Annotated in this window: 12 protein-coding genes; 1 reads left to right on the forward strand and 11 read right to left on the reverse strand. The window is 50.8% G+C overall.

What is annotated here, in order from left to right; translation table 11 throughout:
* Window positions 1-58: 58 nt before the first annotated feature.
* The 5 genes from F0L74_RS10265 to F0L74_RS10285 form a co-directional block, all read right to left on the reverse strand.
* Window positions 59-2,476: an ABC transporter permease gene (locus tag F0L74_RS10265; RefSeq protein WP_149837778.1), complete on the reverse strand. Its 2,418-nt coding sequence runs from the start codon at window positions 2,474-2,476 to the stop codon at window positions 59-61.
* A 199-nt stretch (window positions 2,477-2,675) separates the two neighbouring features.
* The gene (locus F0L74_RS10270; protein WP_149837779.1) at window positions 2,676-4,373 is read right to left on the reverse strand and encodes a sodium:solute symporter family transporter; all 1,698 of its coding nucleotides are present in this window, start codon (window positions 4,371-4,373) and stop codon (window positions 2,676-2,678) included.
* Between the two features lie 132 nt (window positions 4,374-4,505).
* Window positions 4,506-5,543 (reverse strand): metallophosphoesterase, encoded by a 1,038-nt coding sequence (locus F0L74_RS10275; RefSeq protein ID WP_149837780.1) that lies wholly within the window; start codon window positions 5,541-5,543, stop codon window positions 4,506-4,508.
* Window positions 5,544-5,620: 77 nt separating this feature from the next.
* The gene (locus F0L74_RS10280; protein ID WP_149837781.1) at window positions 5,621-6,778 is read right to left on the reverse strand and encodes a FecR family protein; all 1,158 of its coding nucleotides are present in this window, start codon (window positions 6,776-6,778) and stop codon (window positions 5,621-5,623) included.
* Window positions 6,779-6,946: 168 nt separating this feature from the next.
* Window positions 6,947-7,423, reverse strand: coding sequence for a hypothetical protein (locus F0L74_RS10285; RefSeq protein WP_149837782.1), 477 nt, complete (start codon window positions 7,421-7,423; stop codon window positions 6,947-6,949).
* A 193-nt stretch (window positions 7,424-7,616) separates the two neighbouring features.
* On the opposite strand from F0L74_RS10285, the gene F0L74_RS10290 reads away from it, so the two are divergent.
* Window positions 7,617-9,161 (forward strand): alpha-N-arabinofuranosidase, encoded by a 1,545-nt coding sequence (locus tag F0L74_RS10290; RefSeq protein ID WP_149837783.1) that lies wholly within the window; start codon window positions 7,617-7,619, stop codon window positions 9,159-9,161.
* 75 nt (window positions 9,162-9,236) lie between these two features.
* Here F0L74_RS10290 and F0L74_RS10295 read toward each other — a convergent pair whose 3' ends face one another.
* From F0L74_RS10295 to F0L74_RS10320, 6 genes are all read right to left on the reverse strand, one after another.
* Entirely contained in the window at window positions 9,237-9,452 is a 216-nt protein-coding gene (locus F0L74_RS10295) for a hypothetical protein (protein WP_149837784.1), read from the reverse strand.
* 82 nt (window positions 9,453-9,534) lie between these two features.
* Entirely contained in the window at window positions 9,535-9,882 is a 348-nt protein-coding gene (locus tag F0L74_RS10300; RefSeq protein WP_149837785.1) for a hypothetical protein, read from the reverse strand.
* Between the two features lie 103 nt (window positions 9,883-9,985).
* A complete protein-coding gene (locus tag F0L74_RS10305) occupies window positions 9,986-10,855 on the reverse strand; it encodes an aldose 1-epimerase family protein (protein WP_149837786.1) in 870 nt (289 codons plus the stop codon).
* 122 nt (window positions 10,856-10,977) lie between these two features.
* On the reverse strand, window positions 10,978-12,411 hold the full coding sequence (locus tag F0L74_RS10310; protein WP_149837787.1) for a glycoside hydrolase family 30 protein: 1,434 nt from the start codon (window positions 12,409-12,411) through the stop codon (window positions 10,978-10,980).
* Window positions 12,412-12,545: 134 nt separating this feature from the next.
* Entirely contained in the window at window positions 12,546-14,012 is a 1,467-nt protein-coding gene (locus F0L74_RS10315) for a RagB/SusD family nutrient uptake outer membrane protein (protein ID WP_149837788.1), read from the reverse strand.
* An 11-nt stretch (window positions 14,013-14,023) separates the two neighbouring features.
* Window positions 14,024-16,978: a SusC/RagA family TonB-linked outer membrane protein gene (locus F0L74_RS10320; RefSeq protein WP_149837789.1), complete on the reverse strand. Its 2,955-nt coding sequence runs from the start codon at window positions 16,976-16,978 to the stop codon at window positions 14,024-14,026.
* Window positions 16,979-17,250: the final 272 nt, after the last annotated feature.

The raw sequence follows: 17,250 nt of genomic DNA on the forward strand, positions 1-17,250 counted from the left end.
GGTATTCTTACCGCCTTTTTCTTTTTATATAAGTAGCTGTTTTTTAAGCATTTACTTTCTACTCCGTTCTCAAACTCGTTACGGGGTTCGTTAATGCCGCTTTAATACTCTGGAAACTTACGGTAGCAAAAGCAATCAATAAAATAAGACTGAAAGGCAGTACAAAAAGCCACCAATACAGGCTTGTATGGAACGCATAATTTTCCAGCCAGCGGGCGGAGGCATACCAGGCCAGCGGAGTGGCCACTATAAAGGCAATGCCGATCAGCATGGCAAACTCCTTATAAAGCAGGGTTACTATCTCCATAACTGAAGCGCCCAGTACTTTGCGGATGCCTATCTCCTTGGTACGCTGCACCGTGGTAAAAGAGGCCAATCCAAATAAACCCAGGCAGGCCACCAGGATGGCCAGGGTGGTGAACAAGCCAAACACCCGTCCAAAGCGCCGGTCCGCCTCATATTGATCATTGAAGTGTTGATCCAGGAAGAAGTACTCCAGCGGATTACCGGGGAAGAAGGTATTCCAGTTCCGCTGTACCACCGCAATGGCCCTCTGTGCCTGGTTAGCATCTATCTTTATAGAAAAATAGCCGCGCTGGCCGGGCTGGCGTTTAAGTATCAGCGCATCATAGGCTTCGCGCAGGGTTTGCTGGTGAAAATTATCCACTACCCCAGTGATGGTGCACATAGTGCCCCAGAAGTCGATCACCTTGCCCACTGCGTCTTCCGGGTTATCAAAACCCAGCTGTCTGGCAGCCACCCGGTTAAAGATCACCGCATTGGAGTCCATACCGAATTTATCTGAGAAATTACGGCCGGCCAGCAGCTTCAGCTCATAGGCAGGCACAAAATCATCATCAATATCTATGATCCGGTACTGTTTGCCTACGGCAATATCCTGGCCTTTGATGCGGATAGCGCCGGCATTCCAACCGGATGTACGGCCGGGTACTATAGAGGAAGCCGCGATGATACGGATAGAAGGATCGCGTAACAACTCCTGTTTGAAGGCTTTTGTATAATGCAGGAAGGAGGAATCATTCTTCACTACAATAGGCGTGCTCACCACCAGCGTCTGATTAATATTCATACCCAGCTTCTGCGTGCGCATGAACTGGATCTGCCGGTAAACGGTCAGAGTACCTATCAGTAGGAACAGGGACGCCGCAAACTGGCATACCACCAGGGATTTGCGGAGAGCGCTCCCCTGCCGGGATGCAATACCCTTTCCCTTTAGTACCACCACCGGTTTAAAGGCGGCCAGTATAAATGCCGGGTATAACCCCGAAAGGAATGATCCTGCCAGGAAAAGACCCAGCAACGTAAGCCAGAACGCGTAGTTATTCAGTGATGAAAATGACAGTTGCAGGCCGGTGAGCTCATTAAAGAAGGGCGTGGCGGCCAATACGATCAGCAATGCCAGTCCTACGGCTATGGCATTAAGCAGTGCAGCCTCCAGCAGGAACTGTTTCATTAGCTGGCTTTTCATGGAGCCCACCGTCTTACGGATACCTACCTCCACTGCCCTGTTGATCGCGCGGGCAGTAGCCAGGTTAATATAGTTGATCCAGGCAATAACGATGATAAAGAAAGCTATGCCCAACAGCAGGTATACCGTATTGCCATCGCCATTGGCCTCTGCCTCCTCCATGTAATGAGAGTATAGATGGATGTCCTTTAATGGCTGCAGATGGTAGATCACCTGTGCGTTGAGCTTGGAAAAGTAGTCGCCGGTAAATTTCTGTACTAATGCCGGAAATTTCTTTTCCACCGCCCTGGCATCAGCACCGGGGCGCAGCAGCAGATAAGTTAAGCAGCCATCCCAGTCCCAGGCAGTTTCCGGATCGCCTGGTTTTACAATGTCCAGGTAGCGGGCGTATGGCAATAACATATCTGCTTTGAGATGGGAGTTAACCGATATATCCCTGAATACGCCGGTTACTTTGAATGCTACCTCCTGGTTAAGGCGGATGGTCTTACCCAGGGCCTCTTCCTTTCCAAACAGGCGTTGCGCCAGGGATGCGGAGATGGCCACCGTCTTGGGCGCATCAAGCACCGTTTTCTTATCGCCCGCCAGTAACGGGTAAGTAAATACAGAGAAGAAGGAAGAACCTGTATAATATACCTTCTCTACCTTAATGTTGTTGTTATTATAATCCACCATCAGCGGCCCGCTGCGCACCATTTTCACATACTCCTCCACTTCCGGGAAAGCCAGCTTTGCATGATTGCCAACTGCATAGGCGCCTGCGGCCCATTGGGTGCTCAGCTTCCCATCATTATACCGGTCCTGCTGCACACGGAAGATCCTGTTGCCCTGCGCATGGAACTTATCATAACTGAGCTCAAAGGCTACATATTGCAGGATCAGCAAGGAGGCCGCAATGCCAATGGCAAGGCCAAGGATATTGATGGAGGAGAATGCCTTGTTGCGGATAATATTCCGCCAGGCAATCTTGAGGTAGTTTTTGAACATATGGTGGAACTTAGGCAATACCCCTGCCTCCAACAAAATGCCAGACCAGGCCCACCTTATGAATCAATTGGTTATAATAACGGCGGCCAGCGCCAGTGTCCGCTAATGAACAGCCAACGTCCGCCAGGGGTCACCTGTCTGTATAAAACAAGGCCGGCAAAACTATGCTTCGCCGGCCTTGTCATCTTAATAGTAGCCGTTACCAGAACCGCACATACAGCGCGCTTAATATCAGCAATGTAATTACAATGAGCACCATGGTGGTAGGCGATACCCGGAACATGGCCTTATCCAGCACAAACGCTTTAGGATTGACCTTAGGCCCGGCCAGGCTCATGATCACCATAACAAGCACGGTGAAGAAGAATGCCCATCCCATACAGATAAGGAAGGGTATCTCATATTTACCTTTACCATTAGGGAACGCAGTGTACAACAAGGTCTCATTCCCAAACCATTGCGGCGCATAGTTATTGAACACTACAGACAGGAGGAAACCGGTAACAATACCCGCTACCGCAGCAGCGCCGGTAGTACGTTTCCAGAACATGCCCAGCAGGAACATGGCAAATACGCCCGGACTAATAAAACCCGTGTACTTCTGTATAAAGGTAAAACCGCCTTCGCCGCCTATACCCAGTATATCGTTCCAGGTGAAGCCGATAGCCAGCAGCATGGCCGCTATGATAACGATACGGCCCGTCCATACCAGCTGCTGTTCATTGGCCTCTTTGCGGATGTATTTTTTATAGATATCCAGCGTAAAGATGGTGGAGATACTATTGGCCTTACCAGCCAGCGACGCCACTATGGCCGCTGTTAATGCCGCCAGGGACAAGCCTTTAAGACCGGTGGGCAGGAAGCCCAGGATGGCGGAATAAGCATTATCTGCATTGAAGTGGCCACCGGGGGCCATCTCCTGTTGGAGCGCACCATTCTTGTATAACACATAGGCAGCAATACCCGGCAGCATCACGATCACGGGCATCATCAGCTTCAACAGGCCCGCAAACAGGATACCTCTGCGCGCTGTTTCCAGGTTAGCGCCCAGGGCGCGCTGCGTAATATACTGGTTACAACCCCAGTAGTTCAGGTTTACGATCCACTGGCCGGCCAGGTACATCGAGAGACCAGGCAACATCAGGTATTTATTGATCTCTGACTGTGGGGCCGTTGCAGCCGGCTTTTCCATGATCATCTTAAAGTGGTCCGGGGCATCGTGCATCAGGGCCTTAAAACCAGCCAGCACACTGCCGCCAACACCAAGATGATCGCTTACCATGCTAAGGGCCAGGTAAGTAGTAGCTAAGCCCCCAATAATAAGTACCGCTACCTGGATCACATCCGTATACCCTATCACCTTCATACCACCCAGCGTAATAAGCAGCGCAAACACGGACAACGCGATCATGATGAGATGGAAATTACCGTCGCCCACCAGGCTGTTAATGGCCAGCGCGCCCAGGAACAGGATGGAAGTAAGGTTCACAAATACATACAGGAACAGCCAGAAAATGGCCATGATCAGGCTCACCGTTTCATTATAGCGCGTTTTCAGAAACTGCGGCATGGTGAAGATGTGGTTCTTCAGGTATACCGGCATGAACCAGACCGCCACAATGATAAGCGCAATAGCGGCAATCCATTCATAGGCAGCTACGGCCACGCCTACAGAGAAGCCATTACCGCTCATGCCAATGAACTGCTCCGCAGAGATATTGGACGCAATAAGGGAAGCGCCAATGGCCCACCAGGTAAGGGAACCTTCCGCCAGGAAAAAGTCCTTTGTGTCAATACTGGTCTTCCTTTTACGGCGGTAGATCCAATAGCCATATGAGGCTACTATGAGAAAGTAGATAATAAAAATAACGTAGTCTACAAATACTAGTTTATTCATAACGGAGGATTACGGGTTGTATACAAGATACTAATATATTGTCAATTTGACATTTATTCAAATAAATATGAGAGATGAGGGAAGACGGCGGGATAAGTAACGGGGAATGAAGGAATTGAGGAAGATGGCGTATCAGTCCTTAACCAATAGTTCCCGCAGGCCCTTTTTATTTACGCGGAAGACTTGTCCCCCCTCTATCAATACTCCTTCAGAGATCCCATCTGCATGAGGCGTATCTATATCAATCACCCTCCCATCAAAAAAAACGGTGACCTTTTCTGTGGTGGTATGGCCAATGATGATACGGCGAACATCAAATTTGCGGAGGGTCTCCTCCACATCCCGTGCGGTGGCATGGCCCATGGCATAGCCGCGGTACCAGAAGGGGGATTCCGATGAATAGAGCAGGTAATACAGGGCTGCAAATTGCACGGGAAACGCCTCCACCGGCGTAAAGTACCAGGGACGGCACAGACGGTTAATGGCGGACAGGCTATAAGACAGCAGGTTGATAATGGGCGCTATACCTCCGTGTACAAACAGGAAGGGGCCTATTTTTTCCAATACATTCTTGGTGGCCAGCCAGCGGCCCAGCTCCGTAGCGGGCTGGAACCAGCTGAAATAGTCCTTTTGCAGAATGAGGGCCTGCTCCAGGTACTTTTCGTGTACATAACGCAGATCTCCGGTCATGTTCATGATCTCATGGTTACCCAGGATAAAATGCACGTACCCGCCTTGTTGTTTTGCTTTTTCTTCGAGGGCATAAAGGAGCCAGAGGCATTCCATCACCAGGGGACCGCGGTCAAAACAGTCGCCATTCATCACCAGCCGGCCATTGCCAAAGGTCCAGTTGTAGGCTGTGTCTATTACCTCATGGGCCAGGAGGAGGTCCCGGAAGGCCTCAAAATTACCTTCTATGTCGGAAACGGCCAATATCCTGCCGGTGGCCGGGAAAATGGTGGGCTCTGGGGTCAGGGTAGGCTTTAGCGGGGTGGAAAAGTTCCATTCCGGGTGCTCCGGGAAATTGCAATGCACCCAGATGCGCTGTTTTTGCTGCAGGGAATAAGTCTGGGCGTGGGCTACCTGTTTATGTTGCCGGGTAATAACGGATCTCAGAACGATCATATCTCCTTCGTAGAAGATATGCGGGGCATCAGCTATGGACTTCATGATACCCTTAAATTACGAAGAAAGGGCGAGTACGGCAGCGCTTTAAGCTGCTATACCCGCCCTTTATGTGCGTTATGTTATTTGGGCGATTTCAGGTGCAATGTCTCCTTATTCAGCTCATACTCTATACCAGCGCCGGTATTGCTGATATTCCGGAGGAAGAAGGCCAGGTCATGATGTTTGTCCAGCACACCGGTAAAGGGTGAATTGGCCAGGGCCGGATCGTCGAATACCACGTTTACGCCAAACCAACGTTTGATAACGGGGGCAAGGTCCCGTAGGGGGGTATTGTCGAACTGGAATACGCCATTCATCCAGGCCAGTGTGAGATCATGGTCAAACTGCTGTACGGTAAAACCAAGGCGGTCAGTGTATACTGCTTCCTGTCCGGGCTTCAGCACAATCGTAGACTGGCCGGAGCGGGCGGATACGGAGCCGGACACCAGCGAGGTGCTGGTAACACCGGATTTGTAAGTATTAATATTAAATTCTGTGCCCAACACCTGCACATCGGTTTGTGGCGTGTGCACAACAAAAGGCTTATCAGCGTTTTTGGCTACTTTAAAATATCCTTCCCCTTCGAGGTATACCTCGCGTTGGTTCTCGGTAAAGCTAAAGGGGAACCGGAGGGTGGAGGTGGCGTTGAGCCATACTTCCGTACCGTCTGAGAGGATCAGGCGATAATCCATGCGCGGGGGCACCACAAGGGTATTGAGGCCGCCCATGGTATGATCATTTGTGGTATACTGCAGGGTGCGGGCGCCGGCATTAAGGGCTACGTCGCCAGAGGTGATCTGCTGCGTGGGAGAATTATAGGGAAGCTGGATGGTCTTACCGTTTGAGAGCTGCAGGCGCAGACCTTTTGTCTGGCCGGCCGCAGCGGCTATTTCCTGTCCGGTAGCGGGGCGCTGAGGTTTGAGGAGGAACCAGGCGCCTGTTGCAAGGGCGCCCACAACGCAGGCGGCTGCCAGCCATTTGATGGCGGTAAGGCGGCGCACCCTGTTACGGGCTGATCTGAACAGTTCTGATTCCATTCTTTCCCAGACGGCTCCACTATCTTCTATCTCATACCAAACCTGTTCATCGAAATCGTTGAGCCGGATATCGTTCCATAAGAGGTTTACGTCTTCATTGTCCGCTATCAACTGTTCGAGGTAAAGGTCATCCACATGATTGATGTTTCCCTTTTTTTTGCGCAGCAGTAATTCGTAAATATGCTCCTGAGTATATTCCATTTGATCGATATAGTGCCTGATGAATAAAATAAAGTTAAGAACGAACAGCACCTTGAGGAAAAATATACAATGATCAGATCACATGTAGCTGTTCTCATTGTGTGGTAGACGTTTCCAAAAATATGACAATCCGTTTTTACCTACGTTAACTGCCGGTTAACCCCTTTGTTAACAGTATGTTAAGCGCTCTTGCTGCATTAATTGCTGATAAGGTATTTCTATTTGTTGTAACAATTTGTCTTCCAATAAATTGGCAAAAGAATCCAGATAAGCCACTACGTCATCGCGCTGGTTGCGTTTGAGCCAGCGGAAGCCGCCAGGCAGGCGTTCCAGTACTTCTTTGTCCTGCAGATATTCGATATTGTGTATATCCGTAGGCGTAAGTCCTTTTTCCGTCAAACGGGTGATGAGCAATGCGATGGGCGCATTGGACACTACACAATAATCCTCTGCCAACTCTGTCCATTCCCCTACCCCGGTTTGGGCATAGTGCAGTATTTCGTCTTTGTCCAGGTTAGTTATTACCTGCAATAAGTTACCGCAGTTACATGTGCCATGGTTACCCCATGCATAAGGCGCTCCATTCTTTAATCGGCGCGCCGTCTCTCTTAAAGCGGCAATCAACTCTACATTTGGATGGGCCATAAAATAACATTTTTCTTAAAGTTACGAAATTCCGGGAAGTAGTGCGCCAATGAGGCCGCCAGGCGGGGGCCTTTTGCAATACGTTAACAATCAGCCGCAGCTGCCCGTTTGCGGCGGAATACACGGTATTTAAATGTGAAATTGACATTTAAAAGAATAATCCTTAGCTTAGGGCACCAAATTTCACGTTATAATGAAAAAACTATTCTGCGCCCTTCCGGTACTCTTTTCTGTACTGTTTGCCTCCGCACAAAGCGAGGCCACCCTAAGTATCCAGCAAGACGGCAATGGTCCTACGATCAGCCGGCACATTTACGGCCATTTTTCTGAGCACCTGGGCAGGTGCATCTATGACGGTTTTTGGGTAGATCCCAACCTGCAGGTAGAAAAGAAGGACCGCATCCGGATGGATGTGGTAGAGGCCCTGAAACGCATAAAGATCCCCAACCTGCGCTGGCCAGGGGGCTGTTTTGCGGACGAATACCACTGGCGGGATGGCATAGGCCCCCGCGAGCAACGCCCCAAAATGGTGAATACGCATTGGGGCGGTGTTACAGAAGACAATAGCTTTGGCACCCATGAATTCCTGGAGCTGTGCAGCTTGCTGGGCTGCGAGCCCTATATCAGTGGCAATGTGGGCAGCGGCACGGTAGAGGAGATGTCTAAATGGGTAGAATACCTCAACTTTAACGGGGAAAGCCCCATGTCTAAGATCCGCAAGGAAAATGGCCATGCCGCCCCCTGGAACGTACATTTCTGGGGCGTAGGCAATGAGAGCTGGGGCTGCGGCGGCAATATGACGGCCGCCTATTATGCGGATCAGTACCGCCGGTATGCCACTTTTGCGAAAAACTACCCCGGCACGCCCTTATGGAAGGTAGCCTGCGGCGCATCTGACGCCAATTACCAGTGGACGGAGACCTGTATGAAGAATATCCCCCTTAACCAGATGTGGGGCCTTTCCCTCCACTACTACACAGTGCCACGGAACTGGCGGGACAAGGGCTCTGCCACCGCCTTTGACGAACAGGAGTATTTTACCACCCTGCAGAAATGCCTGTTCATGGAAGAGCTGGTAACTAAACACAGCGCTATTATGGACCATTATGACCCGGATAAAAAAGTGGCCCTGGCCGTGGATGAATGGGGTATCTGGACCAATGTGGAACCGGGCACCAACCCTGGTTTCCTGTACCAGCAGAACAGCCTGCGGGATGCGCTGGTGGCAGCCTCTACCCTCAACATCTTCAATAACCATGCGGACCGGGTTCGGCTGGCCAACCTGGCGCAGACCGTGAACGTGCTGCAGTCACTGATATTGACCCAAAAAGAAAAAATGCTGCTCACGCCCACCTACTATGTTTTTGACCTGTTTAAAGTGCACCAGGATGCTAAACGCCTGCCGGTGATGCTGAACAGCCCGGACTATAGTATAGGTAAGGATAAAATTGCGGCGGTGAATGCATCTGCCTCCATAGACTCCAATAACGTGATCCATGTTTCGCTGGTAAACCTGGATCCGCACAAAAGCATCAATGTGTCCACAATGATCAGCAACCTGCCGTGGAAAACTGTCAGCGGACAGGTACTTACTTCCGGTAAGTTTACAGATATTAACACATTTGATGCACCGATGACGGTAAAGACGGTTGCTTTTAACGGGGCTAAGAAAAACGGCGACCGTTTACAGGTGAGCCTGCCTCCGGAAAGTGTGGTGGTATTGGAGTTGAAGAATTAGTGGTTAGCTATAAACGGATAGATAAGAAACGGGCGGTCCACTGCGAAAGTGGCCGCCCGTTCAGTATAGGGCAAGCTATTTTTTAACTTGCCGGGTTGTTTTTGATTTTGTGCGTGGACTGGTAGCAGTTTTACCCGCTTTTTTCTTATTCTTTCCTACAACTGGGGTATCGCTGTCATTTACCTGTGTTTCACGGGTGATATTCCTGCTGTAATCATTTCCCATATTAGGTCCACCCTGTTCCAACCCCTGATTACCTATGGATCTATCTCGTACTGGCATAACCTTCATATTTAGCGGTTAAAAAATAAATGGTTTCCTTCCTTCCGTATGTGCCGCTAAAATGGTGCCATAGCTCAATGCAGGGGCCGCCTTACAGAACGGGTTTGCAAAGCAGGTATTGTATCATGCCACCCGCGGTGTCTACAGAAGCGTTTATACATTTCCACCCATCACGCCCCATGTAATTGAGCGCATCTACACCAGTATTAAATTCTATCAAATTTCCCTGTTCATCCTTAGGGCGATTAGCATCGCTGATACGGTTGCCTTTTTCCTGACCATAGTCGATGGAGATCCTGGTCTTAAGAGAAAGGCCCCTGGCATAAACAGTAATGGTGCAGTACTGCCATTGCTGCGCCTGTACAGGTATACGGAAAGCGCACAACGCGGAAATGGCGGCGCCAATGATAACAGCGATGAGGATGTTCCTGTTTTTCATAAGTAAGCGGTTTTATCTTTCACTCAAATTAGGATAAAACCGCCCACAGCCGCGTTAAAGCGGGTTAAGCATTGTTAAGCTATGTTAATGCTGATCTTGTACATTAAAACAACACCACACTCCAGGCCCTTTCAAATGTTTGTCCGGGCGTTAAGGTGATAATGCCTTCTTTTTCCTGCAGCTGACCACTGGCGTCTACATGATCGGCAATTCCGCACCAGGGCTCTATACATACAAAGTCCGCATCCTTTGCGGCCCAGATGCCCAGGTAAGGGAAGCCGTCAAAATGGAATTCCAGTCCGCGGGCAGCAGTGTCGCTCTTTAAGGTAATAGCGGTAGAGGCCAGGTGTTTGAGCACCAGGGCATCTTTGTAAAACATAGGCTTGGCAAGCGGTAGTTTTTGCGTGTGATCCAGCAGGGGCTCGGGTGTACGCTCTATCTGTCCGCCGGCGGAAAGCGGCCATTTGCCGGTGGTCTCTTCCCGGTTAAAAAGCAGGTAGTAGTCTTCGTAAGCTACGCCAGGTTCCAGGGGCAGCTTAAACGCAGGATGCCCTCCTACGGAAAAAAGCAGATCTGCCGTGCCGGTATTACGTACCCTGTATGTAACCGTCAGGCGGTTATCCTGCAGGGCATAGGCCACTTCAAAGCTGAAGGGGAAAGGATATACTTTTAACGTATCATCGTTATTGGTAAGGCGGAGGGTAGCGCTGGCGGCAGCCTGTTCCGCCACCTCAAAGACCATGTCGCGGGCAAAGCCGTGCCTGCCCAGCGTATACGATTGCCCGTTATACTGGTACTTATTGTCCAGCAGGCCGCCTACTATCGGGAACAGCACCGGGCTTTTCTTACCCCAGAAAGCAGCGTCGCCACTCCAAAGGTATTCCTGTTGTAAGTCTGTACGGGTAAGGCTTTGCAGTTCCGCGCCTTTTTCGGCTACGGTGATGGCGAGTTTATCGTTGGATAATTGCAGCATGATCATTGGGTGATTTATGCCAGCAAAAATAAACGATGATTTGCAAATGTGCTAATGTGCTGATTTGCTGATATGCTAATGCGTGGACATATGAAGGATATATAGCTGTAGCGCGATAGCCACTATTTCCATACAATAGTGGCTACTGCATTGCCTTCGAGCGAGCAATTATACTGCCGGTCCTTATCCGCAACAGTAAAGGTTTGCGCATTGCCGCCGGAATTGAGCACTACCAGTACACGGGCTCCATCTTTATTAAGGAAAGCCACACTTTCCAGGCCGGCGGTATTGCTGCCTGTAATGGTTAACCGCACTGCGCCGGGGCGTATAAAACGCGCCATATGGCCCAGGGCATAATACTCCACATTGCGGGTAATGCTGCCATCTGCCGCAATGGTCACCACTCCCCTGCAATCCTGGCAACCGCCGTTACGCGGCCCGTAATTGTTATCCAGCGCCAGGTTCCAGAGGAGTGCCGTGCGGGACCAGTTATTCATGGTACCGATAAATACATTGCTCATGTTCCACTCCAGGTTGTCGCTAAATTGGGGGGCCCAGGCGCCGCCGGAGATCTCTGTAAAATAAAGACCTTTATCCGGATGCCGGGCATGCACCTGCGTCATGGCGCTTACCTGGCCCGCATAGGCATGGAAAGCAGCGCCGGTAACATACTGGCGGGCGGCAGTATCATTCAGGATGCTGATGGGGTATTGCGGGGCATCCCAGTTATGATCATAGATGATAATACCTGTATGGATATTATACTTTTTGAATGCGGGCCCCAGGTGGTCGCGGATGAATGTTGCCTGCGCGCCGGCATCCATATGCATGGAGGGATATTTTGCTTCGTGCAGGGGCTCATTCTGAGGCGTAACCGCATGGATAACGATCCCCTCCTGCTGGAAGGCCTGCAGGTATTTTACAAAGTAAGCGGCATAGGCGTTGTACCATTCCGGCTTAAGGCGGCCACCGGCCAGCTGGCCATTATCCTTCATCCAGGCGGGCGGGCTCCAGGGGGTGCTCATGATCTTTAGCCCTGGGGAAATGGCTTTGATAGCCTGCAACACAGGCAGCACGTGCTGTTTATCCTGCGCAATGGAAAAGTGCGTCAGGTTAGGGTCTGTTTGTCCGGCCGGCATATCGTCATAAGTAAAGTCTGTCAAAGAGAAGTCAGATGCGCCCATGGTGAGGCGGAGATAACTGATGCCGATGCCCTGCTGCGGATCAAACAACTCCTGCAACAGACGGCTGCGCTGTGGTTCCTTTAGCTGATGAATAACGTAGGCGGAGGAGCCGGTCAAGGCAGCGCCAAAGCCTTCTATCTCCTGCAGTGGCTTTGCCACGTCTATGCTGATAAGCTTTTGCTGTGCAGGCGCTCCAGTGGTAAGGTCCAGATCATCCAGCTGTTGCAGTAGTTTGGACTGGTTGCCGGTGGTGACCCATACCTGCGCTTTTCCTACAATAGTTACAGCGTCTCCGGCAGGCGTTTCGGATTGGCCGGGATTGCGTTTGGCGCAGGCGGTCAGCAGGAGCAGCGAAAGAAAAAGAATTTTCATATAGCGCTTAGCTTTTAGTGGAGTAATGCTACAGTATTTATTGGGCAAGGCATGCCCGTATATGTGCGCCATTCCTTGTAATGGAATGACGCACATATCAGCTATGTATAATGGACTGACGGTTTGTTATATTATCAGAGGTATCCCGGGTTCTGGCTTAGCTGCTTATTACGGTCGCGTTCCAGCTGCGGGATGGGCAACAATTCTTTTTCCTTGGTCATGTTATAATTTACGCGCTGATTGGTGCGCAGGTCTATCTCCTGCAGGCCATTCATCACCGCTTCTGCGCGGCCATAACGTCGTAGATCATCCCAGCGCTGGCCTTCCTGCGCCAGCTCCAGGCGGCGTTCCTTTTCAATGGCCAGGCGCATGGCTGCCTGTGTGGTGGCTGTTGTTGGCTTCAGGGTAACCCGCGCCCGTACATCGTTAAGCGGTGCGGCCGCTTCTGCGGTGCGGCCCAGCTCATTCAACGCTTCTGCCTTAAGGAGCATAATATCGGCCAGGCGGAATATATACTGCCTGTTGGTACTGGCCCAGCCGTTGGCGCTTTTCCATTTCCAGGCAAAGGGTACATCCCCACCGCCTATGGCCCAGAACTCATCTGTCCAGCTTACGTTCTCAAACAGTATCGTGGCGGCTTTGCGCACGGTATCCCCTTCTGTGTCGTAGGCCTTTACCAGGTCTTTGGAAGGCGTTACAAACTTACGCCAGCTATCTCCGCTAATGGAGGGAGGCAGTATGAGCTGAGGGCCCCAGTTGGCTTCTGCGCCGCCTGTGAACTGCAATTCCATAATGGATTCATCATTGTTATAATGGCTGCCGTCAAACAGGTAGTTGAAATTGATCAGCTGGTAGCCGGCCGGGCTGCTGATAACGGCATTTGCATATTCCAGCACTTTATTGTAGTCGCGGTCAGACTTTTGCGCATATACTTTTGCCAGCAGCGCATTCACCGCTCCCTTGGTAGCGCGCGCCTTGTTTACGCTGGCGTCATCACCGAATTTATCCGGCAGGCGGGTAAGGGCAAATTCCAGGTCTTTGATGATCTGGGCATATACTTCTGCCTCCGTAGCGCGTGGTTTGTTGGTAGCGGCCGGATCTGCGGAGGTAACCGGTTCCAGCACCAATGGCACACCGCCCCACATCTTCACCAGCTGGTAGTAATGGTATGCGCGCAGAAAAGCGGCCTCGCCCAGCACCTGTTCTTTCCGGTTGTTCTCATTAAGCTTGGGATCCGTTATCTGCGGTACTTTATCCAGTATGATATTAGCGCGGGAAATGCCGGTGTAGATCTGGCTCCAGTTGTTAAACAAGCGGCTGTTCACCGGTGTGATGTTCATCAGGTCTACGGCAAAAAGTTCCGGATTGTCGCCACCGGAATAGTAGTTATCAGAGAGCACATCACTGAAATTGATATTATCCCAGATATAATACTCCTGCTGGAATACATCATAAGCGCCTACCAGGGCCGCCTCCGCATCGCTGGCGGATTCATAGGCATTTTCCGTGGTGGCGTCTGAGATTGGCGCCAGGTCCACAAACTTGCTACAGGCGGCGAGGCTGCAGGCTAAGATCCCTAATAAAATATGTTTTGTTTGCATGGTCGTAAGGATTAGAATGAAACATTCAGGCCAATGATCAGGTTACGTGTTTGCGGGTAGGTGCCAAAATCCACCCCCAGGGAAGTGTTCACTTCTTCGTTGTTCGTGCTGGTACCCAGGAAATTCACTTCCGGGTCAAAGCCGTTGTACTTTGTAAAAGTGAGCAGATTCTCCCCGGTTACGTATACCCGCAGGCTCTTTAGCCGGATCTTGTTCAGCAACGTAGCTGGCAGGTCATAACTGAGCGTAGCGGATTTAACGCGCATGTAAGAACCATTTTCCACGTAACGGGTAGAGATCAGCGAATTATTGGTGTTATTGGGCGTAGCGCGGGGAATATCTGTTGCCTGGCCCGGCGTTTTCCAGCGGCGCAGCACTTCTGTGCTTTGGTTGCGTGGGTCTACCATAGATTCTGTTTCTATGCGGGAGGCATTGAACATATCATTACCCTGGGAACCCTGGAGGAACACGCTCAGGCGGATATTCTTATAGCTGAAATTGTTGGTGAGGCCATAGATGAAATTGGGATTGGGATCACCTATCACTACGCGGTCCTCTGCGGCGGGCGTGAATGTTTTAGCGCCTTTAGCGTCCAGGTATTGCATATCGCCCGTTTGCGGATCCACACCGGCGGTCACGTAGCCATAGAACAGGCCCAAAGGCTCCCCTTCACGCGCCAGGCTTACATTACCCCTGCCTGCTACATTGGCGTTAAAGAGGTCCTGCCCTACAATGTCTATTACCTTATTGCGGTTAAAGGAGATATTGAAATCTGTTTCCCACTGGAACTCGCCGGTAAAATTGCGGGAGCTTACCAGGAATTCGAGGCCTTTATTACGCAGTTTACCTACGTTCTGGGTAGAGATATCAAACCCGGTAGACTTGGGCACCGGCACATTCAGCAGCAGGTCTGAGGTATTTTTGATGTAAGCGTCTGCGCTAAAAGTAAGGCGGGAATCCAGCACGGTGATATCCAGGCCTACGTTGATCTGTTCTGTGGATTCCCATTTCAGGTTCTTATTCTCAAAAGAGGAAGGTGAAGTGCCCGGTAATACGGCGCCGCCTATGGGATAATTAGATCCGGTGGTAACGCGACCCAGCCAGGGATACCGCTGGTCGCCCAGTTGATCGTTGCCTACCAGGCCCCAGCCGGCGCGCAGCTTCAGGTCGTTAATGGCAGTCACCCCTTTCAGAAAATCTTCCTGCGAAACACGCCAGCCAATGGATGCGGATGGGAAATAACCCCAGCGGTGGTCCGGACCAAAAACAGAGGAGGCGTCTGCGCGGAAGTTAGCGGTGAGCAGGTATTTATCTTCAAAGCTATAGTTGACCCTGCCCAGGAAGGAGGCATTCTTCTTTTCTGATTTGGTGTTCTCTGCCACCTGGAAAACAGAGCCGGCATTGGTAGTGGGTATGCCGCCGCTGGAAAAGCCGATCTTCTCTATCTTGGCGCTTTCCCATTTGGTTTTCTGTGCTACTACGCCTCCCATTATGCCTACTGTATGCTTACCAAAGGTTTTGTTGTACGAGAGGGTGTTTTCTGCTATCCAGTAGTTGATCAGGTCTGTATTGTTCTGCCCTATGCCCTGTCTTGCCCGGCCGTAACTGGTACGGAAGGGGTCTACGAACAGATCAAACATGGAGTTGTTATAGTCTATACCAAAATTGCTGCGGAATTTCAGGTCAGGCAGGATATACACATCTGCATATACATTACCCAGCACGCGCTGTTGCCGGTAGCTGCGGTCCGTTCCGTCTGTGCTGGCAACCGGGTTTTCCCAATCCTGGAAGGGGTTGCTGGTAAAGGTGCCATTATCATTATAGATCCCTATGACGGGCGGGGTGGCCAGTGCGCCCAGCAGTACGCCGCCTTTGTCAACGCCTATGTTATCCGTTACATCTACATCATGCCAGCGGCTATAAGCTACGTTGGTACCCATGGTGAGCCAGTTGTTGACCTGTTGCTCCAGGTTTACCTTAAAGTTAAAACGGTCCATGGTAGCAGCGCGTATGGCGCCGTTCTGCTGGATCCAGCCGCCGGAGAGGTAGTAGGTGGTCTTTTCGCTTTTGCCGGAAACGGCCAACTGGTAGTTCTGAGAAATCCCTTTCCGGAAGATCTCATCCTGCCAGTTGGTGTTCTGGTTGTACTTATCCCAATCTGTGATGTTCCCCATTTCTGTCATCAGCTCCCGGTACTGAGTACCGTTCAGCACATCCAGTCTTTTCCAAACGGTGGAATAACCGGTATAGGCATTGAAATCAAAGCGGGGAGCGCCGGTCTTGCCTTTACGGGTAGTGACCAGCACTACGCCGTTGGCGCCGGAGGCCCCATAAATAGCGGCGGAAGAAGCATCTTTTAATACGGAAACGCTTTCAATGTCTGCCGGGTTCAGGGAACGGGTATCTGTAGTGGGCACCCCATCTATTACATACAGGGGATTACTGCTGCCGCCAATGGAGTTGGTACCCCGGATGCGGATGTTAAGGCCCGCGGACGGCTTACCGGAGGGCGCCAGCACCTGCACGCCAGGGGCCTTACCCTGCAGCACAGCTCCCAGCTGGGTATTGGGGCGGGCGGCAAATTCCTTTTCCCCCACAACCGATACGGAGCCGGTGATATCCTTTTTGCGCTGGGTACCATAACCTATTACGACCACTTCGTTCAGCTGTTTGTTCTCATCCTGCATCGTAATATCGATACTGGTGCGGTTGTTAACTGGCACCTCCTGGCTGCCATAGCCAATGTAGGAGAACTCCAGCACATCCGTGGCGCCGGCTTGCAGGCTAAAAGAGCCATCCGGCGCCGTAGTGGTACCCTTATTGGAATTTTTGATCTTAACGGACACGCCGGGCAGCGGGTTGCCCTGCTGGTCTTTAATACGGCCATTAACGGGAACTACATCCTGTGCATAGGCAAACACGCCCAGCAACAGGCAGGTAATAAAAAGTGTAACCTTCTTTTGCATAACGTAAGCATAAATGGTGAGTAGATAACAATTGCTGCAGTCTGGTGTGGTTTGGTTGCATAACATGGAAGACTTCGTAAAGCAATTCTACTGTTAAAGTTATCTTAAAAACTACAGTAAAACAAAAAATATTTATCGTAACTTACTGATAATTAGATAATTACGACCAAGTTGATACGCTTCGATACCGTAAAATGAAACGGTTAAATACGCCTGATAATCAAGGGTAAGCCGGTGGCCACCCTGCTATAATTAACAAAAAATGATACGGA

The sequence above is a fragment of the Chitinophaga agrisoli genome (assembly GCF_008386695.1).
Classification (GTDB): domain Bacteria; phylum Bacteroidota; class Bacteroidia; order Chitinophagales; family Chitinophagaceae; genus Chitinophaga; species Chitinophaga agrisoli.